Annotated in this window: 14 protein-coding genes and 1 pseudogene; 9 read left to right on the top strand and 6 right to left on the bottom strand. The window is 71.0% G+C overall.

Features of this window, described 5'->3' with window-relative positions; translation table 11 throughout:
* Window positions 1-19: 19 nt before the first annotated feature.
* Window positions 20-889 (bottom strand): alpha/beta fold hydrolase, encoded by an 870-nt coding sequence (locus tag AQI94_RS41790; RefSeq protein ID WP_031059613.1) that lies wholly within the window; start codon window positions 887-889, stop codon window positions 20-22.
* 368 nt (window positions 890-1,257) lie between these two features.
* Between AQI94_RS41790 and AQI94_RS41785 the strand changes: the two genes are divergently transcribed.
* Window positions 1,258-1,854 (top strand): TetR/AcrR family transcriptional regulator, encoded by a 597-nt coding sequence (locus AQI94_RS41785; protein ID WP_031059611.1) that lies wholly within the window; start codon window positions 1,258-1,260, stop codon window positions 1,852-1,854.
* Window positions 1,855-1,947: 93 nt separating this feature from the next.
* Here the strand turns inward: AQI94_RS41785 and AQI94_RS46175 are convergent, their stop codons facing one another.
* The 4 genes from AQI94_RS46175 to AQI94_RS41765 all read right to left on the bottom strand — a co-directional run bounded on the left by AQI94_RS46175 (window position 1,948) and on the right by AQI94_RS41765 (window position 4,389).
* Window positions 1,948-2,523, bottom strand: a complete 576-nt coding sequence (locus AQI94_RS46175; RefSeq protein WP_225890414.1) for a hypothetical protein — start codon at window positions 2,521-2,523, stop codon at window positions 1,948-1,950.
* A gap of 449 nt (window positions 2,524-2,972) precedes the next feature.
* Window positions 2,973-3,398, bottom strand: a complete 426-nt coding sequence (locus AQI94_RS41775) for an SMI1/KNR4 family protein (protein ID WP_225890413.1) — start codon at window positions 3,396-3,398, stop codon at window positions 2,973-2,975.
* A 259-nt stretch (window positions 3,399-3,657) separates the two neighbouring features.
* Window positions 3,658-3,888, bottom strand: a complete 231-nt coding sequence (locus AQI94_RS41770) for a hypothetical protein (RefSeq protein WP_031059602.1) — start codon at window positions 3,886-3,888, stop codon at window positions 3,658-3,660.
* 48 nt (window positions 3,889-3,936) lie between these two features.
* Complete coding sequence (locus tag AQI94_RS41765) at window positions 3,937-4,389, bottom strand: DUF5707 domain-containing protein (RefSeq protein WP_079062584.1); 453 nt, start codon at window positions 4,387-4,389, stop codon at window positions 3,937-3,939.
* Window positions 4,390-4,667: 278 nt separating this feature from the next.
* Between AQI94_RS41765 and AQI94_RS46170 the strand changes: the two are divergent.
* From AQI94_RS46170 to AQI94_RS41760, 3 genes and pseudogenes are all read left to right on the top strand, one after another.
* A pseudogene (locus tag AQI94_RS46170) lies at window positions 4,668-4,763 on the top strand (RNA polymerase sigma factor); the annotation flags it as partial.
* 109 nt (window positions 4,764-4,872) lie between these two features.
* Window positions 4,873-5,001: a hypothetical protein gene (locus AQI94_RS46495; RefSeq protein ID WP_318658140.1), complete on the top strand. Its 129-nt coding sequence runs from the start codon at window positions 4,873-4,875 to the stop codon at window positions 4,999-5,001.
* 135 nt (window positions 5,002-5,136) lie between these two features.
* Window positions 5,137-13,509, top strand: coding sequence for a non-ribosomal peptide synthetase (locus AQI94_RS41760; protein ID WP_031056698.1), 8,373 nt, complete (start codon window positions 5,137-5,139; stop codon window positions 13,507-13,509).
* A gap of 64 nt (window positions 13,510-13,573) precedes the next feature.
* Here the strand turns inward: AQI94_RS41760 and AQI94_RS41755 are convergent, their stop codons facing one another.
* The gene (locus tag AQI94_RS41755; RefSeq protein ID WP_031056699.1) at window positions 13,574-14,539 is read right to left on the bottom strand and encodes an expansin EXLX1 family cellulose-binding protein; all 966 of its coding nucleotides are present in this window, start codon (window positions 14,537-14,539) and stop codon (window positions 13,574-13,576) included.
* Between the two features lie 847 nt (window positions 14,540-15,386).
* Between AQI94_RS41755 and AQI94_RS41750 the strand changes: the two genes are divergently transcribed.
* From AQI94_RS41750 to AQI94_RS41730, 5 genes are all read left to right on the top strand, one after another.
* A complete protein-coding gene (locus AQI94_RS41750; RefSeq protein WP_031056702.1) occupies window positions 15,387-16,448 on the top strand; it encodes a sugar ABC transporter substrate-binding protein in 1,062 nt (353 codons plus the stop codon).
* 47 nt (window positions 16,449-16,495) lie between these two features.
* On the top strand, window positions 16,496-18,061 hold the full coding sequence (locus AQI94_RS41745; protein ID WP_062230336.1) for a sugar ABC transporter ATP-binding protein: 1,566 nt from the start codon (window positions 16,496-16,498) through the stop codon (window positions 18,059-18,061).
* Window positions 18,054-19,094, top strand: a complete 1,041-nt coding sequence (locus tag AQI94_RS41740) for an ABC transporter permease (RefSeq protein ID WP_031051611.1) — start codon at window positions 18,054-18,056, stop codon at window positions 19,092-19,094. The genes AQI94_RS41745 and AQI94_RS41740 overlap by 8 nt, the downstream gene beginning before the upstream one ends.
* 93 nt (window positions 19,095-19,187) lie before the next feature.
* Window positions 19,188-20,513 carry an L-fuconate dehydratase gene (locus AQI94_RS41735; protein ID WP_031051613.1) on the top strand — a complete coding sequence of 442 codons (1,326 nt, stop codon included), beginning with the start codon at window positions 19,188-19,190 and terminating at the stop codon, window positions 20,511-20,513.
* Window positions 20,506-21,393 carry an amidohydrolase family protein gene (locus AQI94_RS41730; RefSeq protein ID WP_031051615.1) on the top strand — a complete coding sequence of 296 codons (888 nt, stop codon included), beginning with the start codon at window positions 20,506-20,508 and terminating at the stop codon, window positions 21,391-21,393. The genes AQI94_RS41735 and AQI94_RS41730 overlap by 8 nt, the downstream gene beginning before the upstream one ends.
* Window positions 21,394-21,403 lie beyond the last annotated feature (10 nt).

Raw genomic sequence — 21,403 nt, 5'->3', positions numbered from 1 at the left:
CACCAGCCGCATTCCGCGCCTACTGCCTTTCGAGGAACTCCAGGGCCGTCTCGACGAACTGCCGATGGAACTGGAAGACTCCGCCGTGGCCGGCGTCGGGGTAGATCACCAACTCGCTGTTCGGCAACCGTCGCGCCAGATCGTGCGAGTTCTTCGAGGGCACCATCCGGTCACTCTCGCCGTTGGCGACGAGCACGGGCTGCCGGATGACGGAGAGGTCCTGGGGCCGCTCCAGTCCCCAGCGGTGGATGGCCTTGAGCTGGGACGTGTAGGAGGTGAGGGAGATCGCCTTGTCCCGGCCCTCGGTGCGCTCCTTCAGGCGGGCCAGGAACTCCTTGCCCGCCCGACGCCCGTTGGCGGTGCGGGTGAAGAAGAGGAACTGCTTCGGGTCCTGCAGGGTGAACAGCGCTCGGACGGTGTCGATGTTGGACAGCCGGGTGACGTTCTTGATGCCCTCGCCGCCGGCCGGACCCGTGCCCGTGAGGATCAGCCTGCGGACGAGCTGCGGGTCGGTCTGCGCGACCACCTGGGCGATCATGCCGCCCATCGAGAAGCCGTGGATGTCCACGAGCTCGAACCCGAGCGCCCGGATGAACGTGACGGCATCCCTGGCCATCTCCTGGATGGTCTTCGGAGTGGAACCGTTGGTGGCGCCGACACCCCGGTTGTCGAAGGTGATGACCCGGCGCTTCGCCGCGAATCCGTCCACCACACGGGGGTCCCAGTTGTCGAGGACGCCGGCGAGATGGTTGAAGAAGACCACCGGTGTACCGGTCCTGGGGCCGAGATCGCGGTAGGCGAAGGTCAGCCCGCCGACGGTCACGGTGCGGTTCGGCGCGAGCTTGTACGACGTCACCACGTCGCCTCCTACGCCCTGAACGTCATTCATGGTCGTGCCCTTCAGCGTGCGGTCTCTGCGCCCTGCGACGCCCCGCTTTCCGTGACGGGGTCGGCACTGCGCAGCTGCCTGGTCTCTCGACTGCGGCTGCAGTCTGCGGATCGGCGATCGAAGACCGTGGGAGCGGGACCTTGCGAGCCGGGTCCCTCAGTAACGCGCCGACCATTGAAGTATGACCGTAATTTCATGAGGGCGCAAGCGGTGCCCGAACACGTCGACATCGAGACATCGCCGCCGAGGCCGCGACGGCGGGCGAGCGACTGTCACACGTCAGCCATAATTGAATTACGTTCACAATACAATGGGGTGGAACGCCGGCCCGGGGCGCACGACCCCTCCGGCGAGTGAAGGGGTACGGGATGCGCTACAGGAGTGAGCACAAGCAGGCGACCAGGCGGCGGATCATCGAGACGGCAGGACGCCGGTTCAAGCGCCATGGCATCGATGGTTCGGGCATCACGGCACTCATGAAGGACGCGGGCCTGACCAACGGCGCCTTCTATACGCACTTCGCGTCCAAGGACGACCTCGTGGCCACCGCGATCGCCGACCAACTGCAGGCACAGAACGCGAACGTCGTCGCGCACGCGGCACCCGGTCACGCCGGGGTCGAACAGATCGTTCGGTGGTATCTGTCCACCCGGCATCGAGACAGCGCCGATGACGGTTGCCCCTCCGCCGCTCTGCTCGACGAAATAGGACGCTGCACGGAGGCGACCAAGCGGGCGTACACCGACGGCGTACTGATGGTCGTCGACGGTATCGCCGCCCGCCTCGCGCCCGATGATCCGCTGTCGGTCCGCACCAAGGCGCTCAGCGCCTACGCCATGATGGCAGGGACGCTGCAGCTCTCCCGCGCCCTCGCCGACGCGCACCTCTCCGAGCAACTCCTTGAGCAGGGCATCGACAACGCCCTCGCACTGCTGGGCGTCGAGGGCGAGCACGTCGGCCGGTGAACCGACCCGCCCGTAGGAGGGGCGGGAGCGACGCATTTCGGCCCACGGCAAGCCAACTCCTCTCCATGGCAGGCAGGTCATGAGCCTTCGGCTTCAGGAGGGCTTTGGGTCTGCGGGCTTCTCGATCTCGGTGGTCACCCGTGCCCCTCGGAAGAGCACCGGGAGCCACAGGAGACATACCGGCACGGGGACCGTGGCGTAGGTGGCCATGCCGACACTGGTACCCAAGCCGTCCCTGAGGGCGCCGAGGCCGAGATACCCGAGGCCGATGAGCGCCGGCTCCACGAACGCGATCATCGACAGCAGGCTCGCCCGGTGGCGCGACGGCACTGCCTCGTTGAGCACGTTGTCCACGGTCACGGCGGTGATCTCGGGAATTCCGACCAGGAGCAGGAAGGCGGCGATGGTGACCCAGCCAAGCCCGAGACCGCTCAGGCCGAGCGCCACGGCGAGCGTCAGGAGAGACCCCGGGACGATGACCCGGTGGCCGAGGCGCCGGTCCGCGCGGTCCGACAGCACGGGAGTGAGCCCGCCGACGAAGGATCCCGCCGCTATGACCACGCTGACCGAAGCGGTGCCCGCTCCCTGATCGGAGAGGGTCTTCTGCGTGAAAATGATGTACGGCGTCAAAGTCGCGTGCATCAACCCGGACACCACGACAAGCGTCACGAGTGCCGGCGTGGCGACCCGGAGCATCGCCCGCCATGCCGTGGCGATGCTCCTTCTCGGCTCCTTCCTGCTCGTCCACCGCGTCCGCGCCGCGGATCTCGGGCACCCGTGCCATCAGCACCCACGGCCAGGACGAGGCACGACGCCGAACCGACGTAGACGATTCCCCAGGAGAACTGCTGGAGTCGGCCGCCGAGGACGATGGCGGCTCCCGAGGTGACCGTCCCGAGCATCGCGAACCGGGACTTGATCTTGACGTAGCCGACCGTCGCACCACGCCGCACGAGCAGGTCGTACAGCAGGGCGGTGTCCGCCCCGGGACACACCTGCCATGCCCACGCCCTGCCCGATGAACAGCGCCGGTGGTCATCGGTGCTGGTTCGAGCATCCCCTGAAGCTGACGGCCCACATCCTCGAACCCTCGTCGGGACGGGCTCGGGCCGCGGCAGTCAGGGCGCAGCCAGCCATGCCCGGTACCAGTCCCGGAAGTCCGGACCTGGCGTCAGGCCGCCCCAGTCAGGATCGTCGAGCCAGACGTGACCGGCGTTCCTCCCCGTGACGACCAGGCGGTGGAACGATCCGCAACCGCACTCCCCGATGACCAGGCTCCCCTCGACCGAGTAGTCGGCGTCACCGCCCTTCCCCGGCCCTCGCCACTCGTCGGTGTGCGGAAACGGCGTGGACAGGAAGCCCGCGCGCCGGCCCTCTGCTCGAAGGTCGTGCAGAGCCTCTTCGCCGTCCACTTCCTCCCCGAGGCCCAGGAGCCCGTAGTCCGGTCCCGCACCTCCGTCGGCGACGTCCTGGAGAAAGCTGCGGTAGGAAGCGGGCAGCCGGACACCATGCTGTTGCTCGAAGAGCCCGATCGTGTCCTCCACGAGAGGAGGCCGAAGTCGGTATCCATGGTGTGAGGACCCGAAGCGCCGACGCCGAGGGTCTTCTTGGGCCATGGCGGCGACACGGGCACGGACCGCAGCGCCGTCCCAGAGCGCCCCGCGGTCGGCATCGTCACTGTTCACAGCAGCACAGTACGGGCGTTCGTTCGCGTCACCGCACCTTGATAGGCGGCTTGAGGCCATCGTTCCCGCTGGTCTCCGGTGTGCAGGACGAGCCCGTCCCGCCGTTCAGCGTCGGCGATCACTCGATGTGTCCCGTGTCGGGATCCACCTGGGCGAGGAACTCCCTTACGGCCTCCTCCAGATGCTCCCTGCCGGGGCGTACCGGAGGGTGGGTGGTGAACCCGAATCCGTACTGGGGGTCGGGTCCGGTCAGCCAGGTGACGTGGTAGGTGCCGGGCTTCCCGTCCGGCTCGCTGACCTCGAACTCCTCGCCGTCCACCGACATCCGCCACGGCTCGTGCGCCGCCATCGCCACCTGTTCTCCCCGGCCCCGTGGACGAGGCGCGGTAGGTTCGGTTCAGGCCACCGTGAAGTCGGCAGCCTTGGTGTCCAGGGTCGTGTCGCCGTCCTTCGCGGTGACCAACACGGCCACGTGCCACAGCCCCTTCGGGGATCCTTCCGCATCGGCACGCGTGACGGCCACCTTGTAGGTGCACCGCTGAGTGTCCCCACCCGAGGGCTTGCAGACGGCCGACTCCACGCCCGCCATCTCCTTGGTGGTCAGCCCCTTCTTCGCGAACGACGAGTCCGCCGGCCACGCCAGCACCTTCACGCTCTTCACATCGGAGGACGCCGTCACGTCGGTCGTGAACACCAGCGAGCCATCGCGGTCGGCGGCGGGAGCGGTGTAGCGGGCCGTGCTGTGCGCCAACGCGGGTGCCTGGTCCCCGGCGTAGGCAAGGGCGAAAGCACCCGCACCACCGAGCACGACGACACCGGCAGCGACAGACACGACGATACGACGCGACATGAGAGGTTCTCCTGACACAGACTCAATTGGATGCCACCGGCTCTCGTCGGCGCCGTGCACCCATCCTTGCCGCGCGGCGGGCGCCGGGTATGAGCATGCGTACTCAACTGCAGCCTGAGTAACGGCCGTTGCACCCATCGCGTCCCGGAATCGCGGACGACTTGTCCCTGCGGGTCCTGGCCAACCAACCTCGGCCTCGCCCGTCACACTCGAACGACGCGAGGAAACTCACGAAAGAAGGGTGTGACGATCCCGGCAGTGCCGGACACGAACCGGACATGAGCAGCGACGAGATCTTCGCCGCCGCCTATCGCGAGCACTACTGGGCCGTCAGCCGCTACGTTGACGCTCGGCGCCCGCGAGTCGGCCGCACTGGTCCGGCTCCTGGCCGACGCCGAGGGGCTGCGTCCGGCGAGGCGGGTCACCGACCGGTTGGGGCGCCGGGGCGAGGCATACGTGTAGGACGCCCTCGGCGCCCGGCGCATGCTGATCCTCGACCTCGGCACCGGCACCGTGCTCGGCCTGGAGACCACCGCCACCATCACCCGGGACGATCCCCGGTACGGGATCAGAGCCGGGGCCGTACTGGAGTACAGCGCCTGGCTGCGCTGACCCCGGAGCACCGCTCCGCCGACCCTGCCGTCCCACCCCAAAGCCCTCTGTCCGCAGGGGACTCGCGGACGTTCGACAGCTAACCCTGGGCCCGACGGGCCCACTTGTAGAGTCCGGACAGTGGAGAGATCGAATATGGGCGTGAACGACGAGGCCGCGTCGACCTTGCTGGACATCCTGCTCCAGGCGGCGCGGGAGGTCCCGGGCCAGACCGTCGTGCACGTCCGGGGAGACGGCACCGAGCACGCGGTCACCTTCGCCGAACTCCGCGACGACGCACTGCGCGTGGCGGGCGGACTCCTCGCGGCGGGCGTGGAACCGGGCACCCCGCTCCCGCTGGTCGCCGACCGCGGTGACAGCTTCCAGCCGATGTTCTGGGGCGCACTGGCAGCCGGGGCCGTACCGGTCCCGCTCGCTGCCGAGCCGCGCCGTGTCGGGCCGGTGTGGGAACTGCTCGGCAGGCCGCCGGTGATGGTGGACGAGTCGACGGCTGCGGTCGCCACCGCCGTCGGGGGCAGCTACGACCACAGCGACGACAACGGGTCGGGCAGCGAACTCAACGGCTCCACAAGGTTGTTGCGGTTGGACCGTCTTCGTCGCGGCCGCCCGCCGCGGCAACTCCCCCGGCCCGCCTCCGACGACGTCGCCTTCCTGCAGTTCTCCTCCGGCAGCACGGGCGCCCCCAAGGGGGTGGAACTGTCCCACGCCGCGGTCCTCGCCAACCTCCGCCAGATCCGCGCCGCGATGGCGATCACCTCGGAGGACGTGATCGCGACCTGGATGCCCTACTTCCACGACATGGGCCTCATCGGCACGCATCTCGTGCCCATGGCCGCGCGGCTGAAGCAGATACGGATAGAACCGCTGTCCTTCGCCAAGCGGCCGGCCCTGTGGTTCGAAGCCGCCTCCCGCCACCGTGCCACGCTGTTGTCGGCGGCGAACTTCGCTCTCGGGCTCGCGGTACGCCGCGTTCCGGCCTCCGCCCTCGCCGACCTCGATCTCAGCTGCGTGCGCCTGCTGCTGGTCGGCGCCGAGCCCATCTCACCGCGTGTCTGGCGGGAGTTCACGGCCCGGACCGCTCCGGCCGGACTGGATCCCCGCGCCCCGCTCCCGGTGTACGGCCTTGCGGAGGCCACCCTCGCCGTGACCGTACCGCCGCTCGGCGAGACCGCCGCACCGCTCGTGCTGGACCGCGCCGCGCTCAGTCGCAACCGGGTGGTGGAGACCGAACCGGGCGGGCACGCGGTGGAGCTGATGGACCTGGGCAGGCCGGTGCAGGGGTGCGAGGTCCGGATCACCGCTGACTCCGGCGGCCCGGTGGGTGACCGGCGGGTGGGGCATGTCGAGGTGCGGGGGCCGCAGTTGGCCCGCGGGTACCACCGGGCTCCCGAGGCGAGCGCGGCCGCGTTCGGCGACGACGGCTGGCTGCGCACCGGTGACCTCGGCTTCCTGCGGAACAGGCGGTTGTGTGTGACCGGGCGCCACAAGGACGTCGTGTTCGTCAACGGCCGCACCTTCCACGCATCGGACCTGGAGTCGGCGGTCGCTGCGACGCCGGGGCTGCCGTCCGGGGCCGTGGCGGTCGTGGGATCGACGGATCCGGACGGCGGGGGCGAGCGGGTCGTCGCGTTCGTGCAGTGGACGCGTCCCGATCCCACCGCCGCCGCACCGGTGCTCCGCGCGGCCGCCGGCCGGCTGAGGGAGGCCCTCGGCCATGACGACGTCCGGGTACTGCCGTTGCCGCCGGCGGGCTTCCCGCGCACCACCAGCGGGAAACTGCGCCGCGGGGAGTTGCGGGCGCGTTTCGAGGCCGGGCGGTACGCCACGGTGGAGGGCCGCTGGGCCGGCCCCTCGGTCACCACGGGGGGCGGAGCGGCGGGGGCGGGGGTGTTCGCTTCTCGTCGGTCGTCTCGTCCGTCGTCTCGTTCGTCGTCTCGTTCGTCGTCTCATCAGTGGTCTCGTCGGTCGCCGCGTGAGGTTCAGGAATCGGTACGGGGGATCTGGGCGGGTGCGCTGGGGCTGCCGGTGTCGGCAGTAGGACTCCAGGAGCGCTTTCACGTCCTCGTGACAGGCACGGACGTCGCGGACCCTGTTCCCGCCTCCGCGACGGCGGACTCCACCACGGCCGCCCGGCCCCGCGACGACCGTCGCGCCGACGCCAACGAGGCGTCCGTACCCCTCGACCAGTCCCCTGCCCCCGACCTGGCCACCGACCGCACCCCCACCACCTCGCCGTCGCCGTCGCTCTCGCCGTCACTTTCGCCCTCGACCTCGCACACCGACCTCATACGCCGCCTCCTGGCCGACGCTCTGCACCGCTCGCCCCACGACATCGGCGTCGACGAACATTTCCTCGGCCTAGGCCTGGACTCCCTCAGCGCCGTCGATCTCGCCCGCCGGCTGGAACGCGAACTCGGACGCCCCCTGCCGGCCACCCTCTTCTTCGAGCACCGGACCATCGGCGAACTGGCCGCCCATCTGGCAACCGTCCCGCCGACATCGAGCCCCACCCCTACAGGGCCCGATGACGGCAACATCGCCCCCCTCGCTCCCCTCCCCCTAACCGCCCTGCAACTCGCCTTCCACGCCACCGAATCCCTCCACGAGGGAGTCACCGCCTACGGTTACGTACGCCAGAGCGTCACCGGCCCCCTCGACACCGCCCTCCTGGGCAGGGCCCTCGCCCGCCTCGCCGCCCGCCACGCCATGCTGCGGATGCGGATCACCGGCGACGCCCGCCCCCGTCAGTACGCCACGCCCGCCGGGCCCATCGACACGCCGCCGCGCTGGTACGAGGTCCGTGAGCCGCTCGACATCGCGCGGCTGGAACAGGAGCTGTGCAACCGCCCGTTCGACCTGAGGACGCAGGACCCGGTACGAGCCGTCCTCGTCCACGACGGTGACGACGCACACGTCGCCCACCTGCTCCTGGTCGTCCATCACGCCGCGGCCGACGGCTTCAGCCTCAAGCTGCTCTGCGACGAACTCTGGTCGCTCTACACGGCCCTCGCGCGCGAGGACGAAGCCCGGCCCGACAGCGCGGGACAGGACGAGCGCACGACCGCCGACGACGGCGACCAGGACACCTCACTGTCCGCCTCCCCCGCCGAGTTCGCCGACTACGTGGCCGCACTCACCGCCGAACGCCGGTCCCCGCAGTTCGCACAGGACCAGCGGTACTGGCGCGAGCGCCTGGCCGAGCACACACCCACCACGCCGACGACCGCCCCCTCCCTGCCGTACGACGGCGACCCCGCCGGAGCCCCCACCCCACCGCTCGTCCACCACACCACCGGCATCGACGAGGCCCTCAGCGCCGCCCTGCGCGAGACCGCGGCACGCAACGGCGTCTCGTTGTTCCACCTGCTGCTGGCGGTGTACGGCCGTTGTCTGGCCCGGTGGAGCGGACGGCGCGCCGTCGCGGTGAACGTGGCGCGAGCCCGGCGGGAATCGCGCATGCCCGGCATCGACCGTCTGGTGGGCCCGCTCGCCGACACGCTGCCCGTGTTCGTGGACATCGACCCCGAGGAGCCCGTCGGCACGCTCGCGGAGCGGCTGCGGCTGATCTGGCGCGAGGCCGAGGCCCACGCGACCCTGAGCAGCACGGACTTCGCCCGGCTGCTCGCCGCGCTGCGGCCCGCCACGGGCCCGGCCCCGCGCACCGCGGCCGAGGCGGGTTTCAGCTTCGCCCGCTTCCCGGTGGTCCACGGCCCCGACTGGCCCGTCACCGTCACCCCCACGGCCGCGGCCACCGCCTCCGCCGCGACCCGGCTCAGCCTGCTGTGCTGGGAGGCGGACGCCACCCTGCGCCTGTCGTGGAACCATCCGGCCCGGCTGTTCCGCCCCGAGACCGTGCGCCGTCTCGCCGACGAGTACGTCGCCGAGTTGCGCGCCACCGTCGCCGAGCCCTCACCCACGCAGGCGGCCGGCCCCGAACACCACGTCAGCACACCGACCCGCACACCGACCCGCGCCCTGGGCCACACGGACGGCGAGGACCCCGCGGCCGGCGCGGTCCTCGGGGACGGTGGCGGGATCGTCGCCCGTCTGTGTGCCCGGTTCCGGGCCACACCGCGGTCCGTGGCCGTCGCCGGTGCCGAGCGGTCCACGCTCACCTACGGCGCCCTCGACACGGCGTCCGCCGCTCTCGCCGCCCGGCTCCGCGCCCACGGCGTAGGCTCCGGCGACCTGGTGGGGCTGCTGACCGAGCCGGGCGGCACGGACACGGTCATCGCGGTCGTGGGCATCCTCCGGGCCGGCGCCGGCTGGGTTCCGCTGGACGCCACCCATCCCACCGCGCGGCACCGGGACCAACTGGCCCGCACGGGGGTGCGCGTGCTCGTCTGCGACACGGCGAGCCGCCCGGCGGTCGCCGCTCTGGACGGCATCACAGCCGTCGCCGCGTCAGATCCCCTGGACGAGGGACCTGTCGCCGAGCCCGAGCACAGGACCACGGATCCCGAGGCCATCGCCTACGTCATCTTCACCTCCGGCTCGACGGGCCGCCCCAAAGCCGTCCCCGTCACCCACCGGTCGATGACGAACTACCTCGACTGGGCACTGGCCACCTTCGGTTACGGCCCGGGCGACCGGCTCGCACAGACCGCGTCGGTGTGTTTCGACGCCTCCGTGCGGCAGTTGCTCGCCCCGCTGCTGAGCGGGGCAACCGTGCACACCCTCTCGCGCGACCTGCTGCGCGACCCCGAGGCGCTGCTCGACCATGTCGTCGCGGACCGGATCACGGTCTGGAGCTCGGTTCCGACGCTCTGGGAACGCCTGTTGACCGCCGCCGAGGAACGCGTCCGCCGCACGGGTACCGCCCCCGACCTCTCGGCCCTGCGCTGGGTCCACGTGGGCGGGGAGGCCCTGCCCGCCGCGTATGTACGCCGCTGGTTCGACCTCCTGGACGCCCCGGGCGACAAACCCCGCACCCCGCCTCGGATCTCCAACCTCTACGGTCCGACCGAGGCCACCATCAACGCCACCTGCCACATCATCGACGCCCGGCCCGCCGACGACGTACGCCACCTCCCCATCGGCCGCCCCGTCGCCGGGACCGAACTGATGGTGGTCGACGAGGACGGCCGCGCGTGCGGCCCGGGCGAAGCCGGTGAACTCCTCATCGCCGGAACCGGTCTCACCCCCGGCTATGTGGGCGAGCCCCGTCTCACCGCGGCCGCCTTCACCGAACGCGACGGTCGCCGCTGGTACCGCAGCGGCGACCGCGTCCGCCGCGGGGCCGACGGAGTACTGGAGTTCCTGGGCCGGCTCGACGACCAGGTCAAGGTCCGCGGCCATCGCGTCGAACTCGGCGAGGTCGAGGCCGCGCTGCTCACTCACCCCGGCGTCGCCCGCGCGGCCGTACTGCTGCGCGACGGGAGGCTGGTGGCGTACGCCGAGCCCCGGACCGCGGCGCACACCCTCGACCCGGGCGAGGTGCGCGGCTTCCTCGCCCGCACCCTGCCCCCGTACATGCTCCCCGCTCGCATCCACTCCTTCCCGGCCCTGCCGCTCACCGGCACGGGGAAGATCGACCGCACCCGGCTCGCGTCCCCTGGGGACACCGCGGACACCGAGTCCGAGCACACCGAAGCTGCGCGCGCACCCGTCTCCACGCCCACCGAGCGCCACCTCGCGAAGGTCTGGTCCGAGCTGCTGGACGTCCCGCAGTCCGGCATCAGCCGCCAAGACGACTTCTTCGCACTCGGCGGCGACTCCATCACCGTGCTGGAACTGTTCTCCCGCCTGCGCCACGAACGCCCCGCACTGCCCCGCCCGACCGCCGTCTACACGCACAGCACGCTCAGCGCCCTGGCCACCGCGATCGACGCGGCCGCGTCCTCGGAGGTCGCCTCGGACATCGGCGCGGCGGCCGTCGCCGAGCCGAACGCGCCCCTGGGGTCTGAACGAGGGGCCGCCGCAGACCTCTTCACTCCCTACCCCCTCACCCCCTCGCAACAGGGCTTCCTCCTCGCCGACGCCCTCGCCTCCGGCACACCCGGTTCCACCGATCCGTCCGGCGCCTCCAGCGGCAACCCCGCCTGGTCCGCCCGATTCCGCATCCGCGGCCCGCTCGACCCGGACAGGTTCCAGCGCGCGGTCGACGTCCTCGTGGCGCGGCACCCCATGCTCCGCACGGTCTTCCCGGCCGGCGCCCGCCCACCCGTGCAGCAGGAACTCCCCGTCTCGCTACGGCTCCCCGTCCGGACGGAGACTCTTCGCCACCCCGCGCTGCTGGAGCAACGCGTGGCCGAGGAGACGAGACGGCGCTTCGAACCCTGGGCATGGCCCCTGCTGCGGCTGCACCTCTTCACCGTGGCACCGGACGAACACGTCCTCCTCGTCCACGCCCACCACCTCATCGGCGACGGGTTCAGCGCGGCGCTCCTCACCCGCGAACTCCTCACCGTGTACGGCCGTTTCACCCGCGGCCTCCCCCACGGCCTGGAGCCGCTGCGCTCGACCTTCCGCGATCACGTCCTGCATCGCACCGCTCAGCGCCGCCCGGTGACCCCGCCGACTCCCGACCCCCGGACCGAGGCGTACCGCACCCGCCACCACACGCCGTACACCGCGCCGGTCCTGCGCGCCCTCCGTCCCGAGGACGCCGTTCCCGGCTTCCACACCGCCGGCTTCACCCTCGGCGCGGACCGCACCCGAGCCCTGCGCGGCCTCGCCCGGAGCTGCGGCACCACGCTGCACGCCCCGGTCCTGACCGCGTACTTCCGCGCCCTCGCCGCCCTCACGGGACGCCGCGACCTGGTCCTCGGCATGGCCGTCACCGGGCGGGACGACACCACGCAGGACGCCCACCGCGTCTTCGGCCCGTTCAGCGAGGCCGTGGCCCTGCGCCCGGGGCTCGACCCGGTGCCCTCCCCCGACCCCGGCTTCGAAGAAGACCTGCGCCGTGTCGCCGCCGAGTCGATCGCGGCCCGCGCCGCCGGCCCCCTGGACCTGCGCACGCCCCAAGGGCTCCCCCGCACCGCCCAGTTCTTCTTCACCTTCCTCGACTTCACCGCGCTGGGCACGCTCCCCGACACGGCCCTGGCCCTCCGGCCCGACGGCGCCGACACCGAACTCGTCCCGCCTCCCGTGGGCACCGACGTCTTCCTCGCCGTACGCCCCTCCGACGACGGCGAGGGCCTGCGCGTCACGGTCCGCGGGTCGGCGACCGCTCTCACGTCGGCACAACTCGCCTCGTTCGCACAGGAGTTGCAAGGTCAGCTGACGCAACACGCCCCTCGCGAAAGGATCTCCGCCCCTTCGTCCTCCACCGCCACCCTCGACGGCACGCTCGACGCCGCGCTCATCGGATACCTGCCCGCGCCCCACCACTTGGCCGCATTCGCCGGACTCCCCGCACACGCGGCGCCCAGCCGCGAGGACATCCGGACCCTCCTGTTCCCCGACGGCAGGGCCAGGCTCCTGGAGCACCTCAGCACTCCCCTGGGCAGATCCGGTTTCGTGTCCCTCCCGCTGTTCGCGGACGAACTCACCGGCCCGCTCCGTACCGGTGACCCGACGACCTTGGCCGGCCTCACCGCGCGCGCCGTCGACCACGCCGCGTCCCTCGGCGCCCGCTGTGTCTCGCTGGCCGGCATGATCCCGTCCCTGACCGGCTACGGATTCGACGTCCTGCGCGAACGCCCGGTGGCCGGCACCGCGCCGACGCCCACCGCCCTCACCACCGGGCACGCCACGACGACCGTCGCCGTCGTCAAAACCGTCCACACCGCCCTCGCCGCGACCGGCCGCGACCTCGGCGAACTCACCCTCGCCGTCGTCGGCTGCGGTTCCATCGGCACGTCGTCGCTACGCCTGCTCCTGGCCCGCAGCCCCCGCCCACCGGCCCGTCTGCTGCTCTGCGACCTGCCCGGCACCGCGCCCCGTCTGCACGGCCTGGCCGCCGAACTGTCGGCCGACCATCCGCTGACGCCCGTGCGGGTCGTCGAAGCAGACGGCGCCAGGACCCTGCCCGCCGAGATCTACGAGGCGGCCGACGTCGTCGTCGCGGCGGTCAGCGGTGGCACGACGACCCTGCTGGACGTGGACCGGCTGCGGCCCGGCACGATCGTCGTGGACGACTCCTTCCCGCACTGCTTCGACACGGCGCGCGCCCTGCGCCGCATGCGTGACGCAGGGGACGTACTGATCCTCGGCGGCGGCCTGCTGGCCCTGGACGCCACCGAGACCCACCTGGCGCCGGATCTCCCGGCCGCCGCCCTGACCGGCCACGCCGCCACCGGGACCCAGCACCATCCCGCACTCCATCTGCCCGGCACCCTTGCGTCCTGCCGCCTGGAGTCCCTCCTGCACGCCCACCTCACCGGCCGGCCCGCCGGGACCCGACTCCCCCTCGTCCACGGTCTCGTCGATCTCCCGCGGGCCCTCGCCCACTGGGACGCCGCCGAAGCCGTCGGAGTGCGCCCCGCGCCCCTCCACCTCCTCGACCACACCGTCCCATCGGAGGCCCTGAGCGCCCTGCCCCCACCGCAAAGCCCGCGTTGAGCCGTCCCCGGCTCACCGGGCCCGTCCCGGTGAGCCACGGGCCACCGCCCCCCCGTGGCGTGGGTCAGTGCTTAGCGAACTGGACGCTGGTGGACTGGACGACGTTCGGTCGGATCGCGATGCCGTTCACGGTCAGCCGCTGCCCGTAGATGTCGGTGATCCTGATCGCCTTGCCGCAGCCGGTGCCGTCGGCGGACAGGAAGTAGTTGTAGGAGGTGCGGCCCAACTGCCGCCAGCCTCCCGAGGTACTGACCTCCAGTGCCGCCACCGGATTGCGGTGGTTGAGGACCTGGATGCCACACCAGTACTGGCTGGAGCCAGTCTTGTAACGGAGCGAGAGAGTGCCGGCGTCGGCGGGGCTGACCAGGTTCCAGGTGATCGCGATCCGGCCGAGATGAAGGTCACCGAGCTGGGAGAACGCCTGCTGACTGAGGTCGATCTGTCCGGGCGCGCAGGGCAGTGGGCACTCATTGGTGATGCGGACAGTGACGGAGCGGCCGTTCGCCGCCCGGACGTGGACGTACGCCCCGCAGGCCCTGGCCGTCTGGTAGTCGGTGGTGTTCATCGCCGCGATCATCATGTCGGGGCTGGGGCCGAACCCGCAGGCTCCGTCCCCGACGCCGGCGTCGTACGCGGTGGCGACACCCTGGTAGTCGGTGCCGGACCTGATGCGTCCGGCGAGCGAGGCCGTGGCGGACCCGGAATGCGCCGAAGGCGTGGTCTTGGCCGGTGCGGGCTTCTTCTTGCCGGTGGTCCTGGACGGTTTCGGGGAGGCGGTCGCGCTCCGGGACGCCGACGGGCTGGGGGACGTCTTCGCCTTCGCGGACGGGGTGGACAGCGTCTGCCCCGCGTCCGCTTCGCCGGCGGCGGCGACGGTCGTGCTCGCCGCCGGTGTCGTGTCGTCCTTGTCGCCGGGAAGCAGGGCCATCACCAGGCAGGCGACCACGCTCGCGGCGACCAGTGACACCGTGCCCCACATCATTCTGCGCTTGCGCCTGCGCTCGCGCGCGACCTGCCTAGCTGTGCTCATGTCCGTCCGTTCCGGGGAGAAAAGCCGATGGTTCACCCCTCAGTGGCCACCGCGCGCGAAAAGGTTGCCGAGAGGTGATCTTTTCTTTTTCCTGTGCGTCGGCGCAGGATTTGCCGCATATGTCAGGAACATCACGTTGATGCCCAGCCGTCCCACGCCCAGGTGACGAAGATCGACGGGTGCTCCGCGGCCATTGCGCATGCAACAGCTGTTCAGCCTCGGCACGCCCTGCGCGGACCGCGGACCGACGGCAGGCCCGGCGTCGGTCGCACCGAGGACGGGTGCACCACTCTCGTCGAGGCCGACGCCACCTTCGCCGCGGCACCCCGGGGGGACGAACCGGGCAGGGACAGGGCCTACGCGACCGCTGACACCTCGGTCAAGCGCGGCCGGCGACCCGACGGCCCGCCGGCCGCGGAGCCCGCGTCGGTCACCTGCGAGCGGGTGGCCCGCCCCGGCCCGGGCGACCGGGGAGGGAGTCGTGCGAGCGCCTACTCGTTCCCTGCTCGTCCCTTGACACCCGTCCCAGACGCCGGCGAGACGCCTGCCGCCGATCGCGACCGCCGGGTTGCAGTCGCGAAACCGACCCAGCCGCGCTCGCCCTGCGAGGTCGACGCAAGAGACATCCCATCACGGATCGGCAACATTCATGGGATGGATTACCCGAGCCGGACCCGAATATGACCTTCCACCTGCGAAGTCCTGCCGCAATCTCCAGAAGTTTCGCCGCACCCTCTGGACATTCAGCCAGGGCCGACCTATAAACATCCCATCTCTCCGTCCAGCGACATCCAACCGTCGCACCGGCGTAACAACCCCGCTCCGGGACCAGCGCGAGGAAATACCCATGAGACTCAGAACCGCACTCAGCTCCACCGCCTCCGTCGTCTGCGCACTGACCCTGCTCAGCGCCTGCGACAGCGGCTCCACCACCGCGTCGTCGGGTGACAAGCCGCTCGTGGGCGTCGACTACCCGCGGTCCGACACCGACTTCTGGAACTCATACATCAAGTACACGCCCGAATCCGCGAAGCAGCTGGGTCTGTCCCTGAAGACCACGAACTCCCAGAACGACGTCGCCAAGCTCACCGCCAACGTGCAGACGTTCATCAGCCAGGGCGTCAAGGGCGTGGCGATGGCTCCGCAGGACACCGCCGCCATCGCGCCGACCCTGGCCCAGCTCGGTGCGAAGAAGATTCCGGTCGTCACGGTGGACACCCGCCCCGACAGCGGCAAGGTCTTCATGGTGGTGCGGGCCGACAACCGCGCGTACGGCGAGAAGGCCTGCCAGTTCCTCGGCACGAAGCTCGGCGGCAAGGGCAAGGTCGTCATGCTGGAGGGCGGCCTCGACTCGATCAACGGCCGTGACCGCACCGAGGCGTTCAACGACTGCATGAAGAAGAACTACCCCGGCATCAAGGTGTTCGGCGAGGCCACCAACTGGGACGGCGCGGTCGCCGCGCAGAAGCTGCAGACGGACCTGACCGCCCACCCGGACATCAAGGGCGTCTACATGCAGTCGAGCTTCGCCCTGTCCGGGACGCTCCAGGTGCTCAAGCAGAAGGGCCTGCTGGTCGACCCGAAGGGCAAGAAGCACGTCTTCGTCGTGTCCAACGACGGCATTCCCGAGGAGCTCAAGGACATCGCCGCCGGCAAGATCGACGCCACCGTCTCCCAGCCGGCCGACCTGTACGCCAAGTACGCCCTGTACTACCTCAAGGCCGCGATCGACGGGAAGACGTTCAAGCCGGGCAAGACCGACCACGACAGCACGATCATCCAGGTCCGTGACGGTCTGCTGGAGGACCAGCTCTCCGCGCCCCTGGTCACCTCGGACGGCGCCTCCTACGGCGGCGTCGCCAGCGTCAAGAGCGACGACTCCGCGCTGTGGGGCAACAACCTCGGCTGACCCGCCCCTTCAGGCATCCAACGGTTACCCAGTACAAGGCGGTTGAGATGAGCGACGGGGAGCGAGAAGTCAGCCCCGCGCCCGCACCGGCGGACGACGGGCGGGCCCCCACAGCCCTGCCCGTCGTCGAGGCGGCGGGCATAGTCAAACGATTCGGACCCACGGTGGCCCTCAACGGCGCCCGGATCACCATCAAACCCGGCGAGACCCACGCGCTCGTCGGCCGCAACGGCGCCGGCAAGTCGACCCTCGTGTCCGTCCTGACCGGCCTGCACGCCCCCGACGAGGGCACGGTCACCTTCGGCGGCGCCCCCGCACCACGACTCAGCGACCGTGACGCCTGGCGACAGCGCGTGGCCTGCGTCTACCAGAAGTCGACGATCATCCCCACCCTGACCGTCGCCGAGAACCTCTTCCTGAACCGGCACCACCACGGATCCAACCGGCTCATCAGCTGGAGCGGTGTACGCGGCCGGGCCCAGGAGCTGCTGTCGACCTGGTCGGTGGATGTCGACCCGCAGACCCCTGCCGGTGAACTCGACGTCGAGCAGCGGCAGTTCGTGGAGATCGCCCGGGCACTGTCCTTCGGGGCCCGGTTCATCATCCTGGACGAGCCGACCGCGCAGCTCGACGCGGCGGCGATCAGCCGGCTCTTCGACCGGATCCGCGACCTGCAACGCCAGGGCGTCACCTTCCTCTTCATCAGTCACCACCTGCAGGAGGTCTACGAGATCTGCGACATGGTGACGGTGTTCCGCGACGCCCGGCACATCGTGACCGCCCCGGTCGCCGACCTGCCCCGTGCCGAACTGGTCGCCGCCATGACCGGCGAGGCCGCCGCCGGTCTGCGGCAGGAGCGCTCCACCACCCTGGACCGGAGCGCCGCACCCGCGCTGTCGGTGCAGGCGCTGGGCAGCGACGGCACGTACACCGGCGTCAGCTTCCAGGTGGGCGCCGGTGAGATCGTCGGCCTCGCGGGCGCCGCCGCCAGCGGGCGCACCGAGGTCGCCGAGACCGTCGTAGGACTGCGGGCCGCGGCGACCGGGGACCTGGAGATCGCCGGACGCCGGCCCCGCCCGGGCAGCGTGCCCGCCGCGCTGGCGGCCGGTGCCGGGTTCGTCCCTCAGGACCGGCACCACCAGGGGTTCGTCCCCGACATGTCGATCGCCGACAACGCCACCCTGTCGGTGCCGAAACGGATCGGGAAGAACGGCTTCCTCAGCCGCGGACGCCGTGACCGGCTCGCCGACGGCATGATCGAGAAGCTGGCCATCAAGACCCCCGGGCCCGACCTGCCGGTCTCCAGCCTGTCCGGCGGCAACCAGCAGAAGGTGGTCATGGCCCGCGCCCTGGCCGATGACCCCCGCCTGCTGGTCCTGATCAACCCGACCGCCGGGGTGGACGTGCGCTCCAAGGAGTTCCTCCTCGGCAAGGTCGAGGAGACCGCCGAGTCCGGTACCGGCGTGCTCATCGCCTCCGACGAACTCGACGACCTTCGTATGTGTGACCGGATCCTGGTGATGTTCCAGGGCCGGGTCACGACCGAGATAGCCCGCGGCTGGCACGACCACGACCTCGTGGCCGCGATGGAAGGAGTGGACCTCAATGCCTGACACCGTCCTCGCGGACACCGCCGCCCAGGCCGTGGAACCCAAGCAGAAGCGCACCGCGCTGCTCGGCGGCCGGATCCCGCTGGCCCGGCTGCGGGACCTGGCGCTCGTCCCGGCGATCGTCGTCATCGCGATCGTCGGCCAGATCGTCAACCCGGTCTTCCTGCAGGCCGACAACCTCATCAACGTCCTGCAGACCATGTCCGAGATGGCTCTGCTGGTCCTCGCCCAGACGATGATCCTGATCGTCAAGAAGATGGACCTGTCCCTGGAGTCGACCATGGGCCTGGCGCCCGGTGTCGCGGCCTGGCTGGTGGTGCCGACCGGTGCGGGACACGGTCTGGGGCTGCTGCCCGGTGCCTGGTCGATCCCGGTCACGCTCGCCGTGGGCGCGCTGGTCGGCGTGATCAACTCGCTGCTGATCATCCGCTTCGGCCTCAACGGCTTCATCGTCACCCTCGGCATGCTGATCGTGCTGCGCGGGATCCTCACCGGCATCTCCGGCGGGCAGACCTTCTTCCAGCTGCCGGAGTCGATGCTGTACACCGGCACCGCCGAATGGTTCGGCATGCCCGCCTCCATCTGGATCTGCCTGGCACTGTTCGCGATCGCCATCGTGGTGCTCGGCTGGACCAGCTTCGGCCGCTCGCTGTACGCCATCGGCGGCAACGTCGACGCCGCGAAGGCGGCCGGCATCCGTACCGACCGGGTGCTGTGGATCGTCATCGTCACCGGCAGCGTGCTCGCCGCCCTCGCCGGGCTGATGCTCTCCGGTCGTCTGGCCTCGGTCGCCTCCGCGCAGGGCAACGGCTACATCTTCACCGTCTTCGCCGCCGCCGTCATCGGAGGCATCAGCCTCAACGGCGGCAAGGGCACCATGTTCGGCGCGTTCTGCGGCATCCTGCTCCTCTTCATGATCCAGAACGTGCTCACGCTGGCCGGCGTCCCGGCGCAGTGGATCGGCGCCCTCAACGGCCTGATCATCCTGGTCGCCCTCGCCATCTCCCGCATCACCGGCGGCAAGGTCCAGGAGTGACCCGGGCGGCCGCACCGGCCGCCCGACCTCCGCCGCGTTCACGTCTCGTCGCAGGGGGATCGATCTCCCTTGCTTCTCACAGGAGTTGCCGCCATGTCCTCCCCCGTGCCCTCAACTGCCCGCATCATCGCCCTGGACGTCCTGGACGTGCGGTTCCCGACCTCCGAACACCTCGACGGCTCGGACGCCATGAACCCCGAGCCCGACTACTCCGCCGCCTACGTGGTCCTGCGCACCGATGCGGGCGACGGACTGGAGGGCCACGCCCTGGCCTTCACCACCGGCCGCGGCAACGACGCCCAGGCCGCCGCCATCGCCACGCTCGCCCCGCATGTGGTCGGCCTGTCGGTGGAGCAGGTCTGCTCCGACCTCGGCGCCTTCTCCCGCTCACTGGTCCACGACCCCCAACTGCGGTGGCTGGGACCGGAGAAGGGCGCCATCCACATGGCGACCGGCGCGGTCGTCAACGCCGCCTGGGACCTCGCGGCCAAGCGCGCGGGCAAGCCGGTGTGGCGCTTCCTCGCCGAGATGTCGCCCGAGGAGCTGGTCGCGCAGGTCGACTTCCGCTGGCTGTCCGACGCCCTCACCCCCGAGCAGGCGCTGGAGATCCTGCGCGGCGCCGAAGCGGGCCGCGAGGAGCGCATCGGCCACCTCCTCGACCGGGGCTACCCCGCCTACACGACCACTCCCGGCTGGCTCGGCTACTCCGACGAGAAGCTCGCCCGGCTGTCCCGCGAGGCGGTCGCGGACGGCTTCACCCAGATCAAGCTGAAGGTCGGGGCCGACCTTCAGGACGACATACGGCGCCTGCGCACGGCCCGCGAGACCGTCGGCCCGGACGTCCGCATCGCGGTGGACGCCAACCAGAGATGGGATGTCCAGCCCGCCATCGACTGGATGCGCGAACTGGCCCCCTACGACCCGTACTGGATCGAGGAGCCCACCTCCCCCGACGACATCCTCGGCCACGCCGCCGTCCGCAAGGCGCTCAGCCCCATCAAGGTCGCCACCGGCGAACACATCGCCAACCGGGTGGTGTTCAAGCAGCTCCTGCAGGCCGGCGCGGTCGACATCGTGCAGATCGACTCGGCCCGCGTCGGCGGTGTCAACGAGAACATCGCGATCCTGCTGCTGGCCGCGAAGTTCGGCGTGCCGGTCTGCCCGCACGCCGGCGGCGTCGGCCTGTGCGAGATGGTGCAGCACCTGTCGATGTTCGACTACGTCGCCGTCTCCGGGACCACCGAGGACCGGGTCATCGAGTACGTCGACCACCTGCACGAGCACTTCGTCGACCCGGTCCGCGTCGTCGACGGCCACTACCTCGCCCCGACCCTGCCCGGACTGAGCGCGCAGATGCACCCCGCCTCCCTCAAGGAGTACACCTACCCCGACGGCCCGGTCTGGGCCGCCCGTGTCTGACGTCCTCCCCCTGGTCGACGCCCACCACCACGTCTGGGACCTGGACCAGCGTCCTCAGCCCTGGCTCGACGCACCCGGCCACGAGCCGATCCGCCGCAGCCACGGCATCGAGGACCTGCGCCGGGCCGCCGAACGGCCCCTCGCAGGGCGGTCGTTGACGAGCACGGTGGTCGTGCAGTGCGTGGCCTCCGTGGAGGAGACGGTGGAACTGCTCGCCCTTGCCGGCCAAGAGCCCCTGATCGGGGCGGTGGTCGGCTGGGCGGACCTGACCTCCCCGGCGATCGGCGACGTACTCGACGCACTGCGTTCCGCGCCGGGGGGCGGACATCTGCGAGCCCTGCGCCACCTGGTGCAGGGCGAGTCCGACCCCGAGTGGCTGCAGCGGGAGTCCGTCGAGCGGGGCCTGCGCGCCGTGCAGGACCGGGGCCTCGGCTACGACGTGCTGATCCGCAGCCACCAGTTCCCCCAGGCGGTCCGCCTCGCCGAGCGTCTTCCCGGCCTGCCGCTGGTCCTCGACCACGCCGGCAAGCCGCCCATCGCCCGGCACGAACTCGCCGACTGGGAACGCGGAATACGAGCGCTGGCCGCGCATCCGCAGGCGGTGTGCAAGGTCTCGGGGCTGATCACCGAGGCCGACCACCGCACCTGGGCCCTCCACGACATCCGCCCGGTGTGGGACATCCTGCTCGACGCCTTCGGCCCCCAGCGGCTGATGTTCGGCTCCGACTGGCCCGTCTGCGTCCTCGCCGGCGGCTGGGCCCGCTGGGCCGAAGCGGTCGAGCACCTGCTGGGCGACTGCTCCCCGCACGAGAGGCAGGCGGTGCTCCGCGACACGGCGACCGCCTTCTACCGGCTGACCGACCACGAGAACGAGAAGTAAGGAGAGGACT

The sequence above is a fragment of the Streptomyces pseudovenezuelae genome, from assembly GCF_001513955.1.
Classification (GTDB): domain Bacteria; phylum Actinomycetota; class Actinomycetes; order Streptomycetales; family Streptomycetaceae; genus Streptomyces; species Streptomyces pseudovenezuelae.
The sequence above is the reverse complement of the archived record's forward strand: the minus strand, read 5'-3'. Positions and strand labels throughout refer to the sequence as shown.

Coding starts and splice junctions, on each gene's coding strand:
- AQI94_RS41790 (WP_031059613.1), bottom strand. CDS start 889: ATGAATGACGTTCAGGGCGTAGGAGGCGACGTGGTGACGTCGTACAAG.
- AQI94_RS41785 (WP_031059611.1), top strand. CDS start 1,258: ATGCGCTACAGGAGTGAGCACAAGCAGGCGACCAGGCGGCGGATCATC.
- AQI94_RS41770 (WP_031059602.1), bottom strand. CDS start 3,888: ATGGCGGCGCACGAGCCGTGGCGGATGTCGGTGGACGGCGAGGAGTTC.
- AQI94_RS41765 (WP_079062584.1), bottom strand. CDS start 4,389: ATGTCGCGTCGTATCGTCGTGTCTGTCGCTGCCGGTGTCGTCGTGCTC.
- AQI94_RS46495 (WP_318658140.1), top strand. CDS start 4,873: ATGCTGATCCTCGACCTCGGCACCGGCACCGTGCTCGGCCTGGAGACC.
- AQI94_RS41760 (WP_031056698.1), top strand. CDS start 5,137: ATGGGCGTGAACGACGAGGCCGCGTCGACCTTGCTGGACATCCTGCTC.
- AQI94_RS41755 (WP_031056699.1), bottom strand. CDS start 14,539: ATGAGCACAGCTAGGCAGGTCGCGCGCGAGCGCAGGCGCAAGCGCAGA.
- AQI94_RS41750 (WP_031056702.1), top strand. CDS start 15,387: ATGAGACTCAGAACCGCACTCAGCTCCACCGCCTCCGTCGTCTGCGCA.
- AQI94_RS41745 (WP_062230336.1), top strand. CDS start 16,496: ATGAGCGACGGGGAGCGAGAAGTCAGCCCCGCGCCCGCACCGGCGGAC.
- AQI94_RS41740 (WP_031051611.1), top strand. CDS start 18,054: ATGCCTGACACCGTCCTCGCGGACACCGCCGCCCAGGCCGTGGAACCC.
- AQI94_RS41735 (WP_031051613.1), top strand. CDS start 19,188: ATGTCCTCCCCCGTGCCCTCAACTGCCCGCATCATCGCCCTGGACGTC.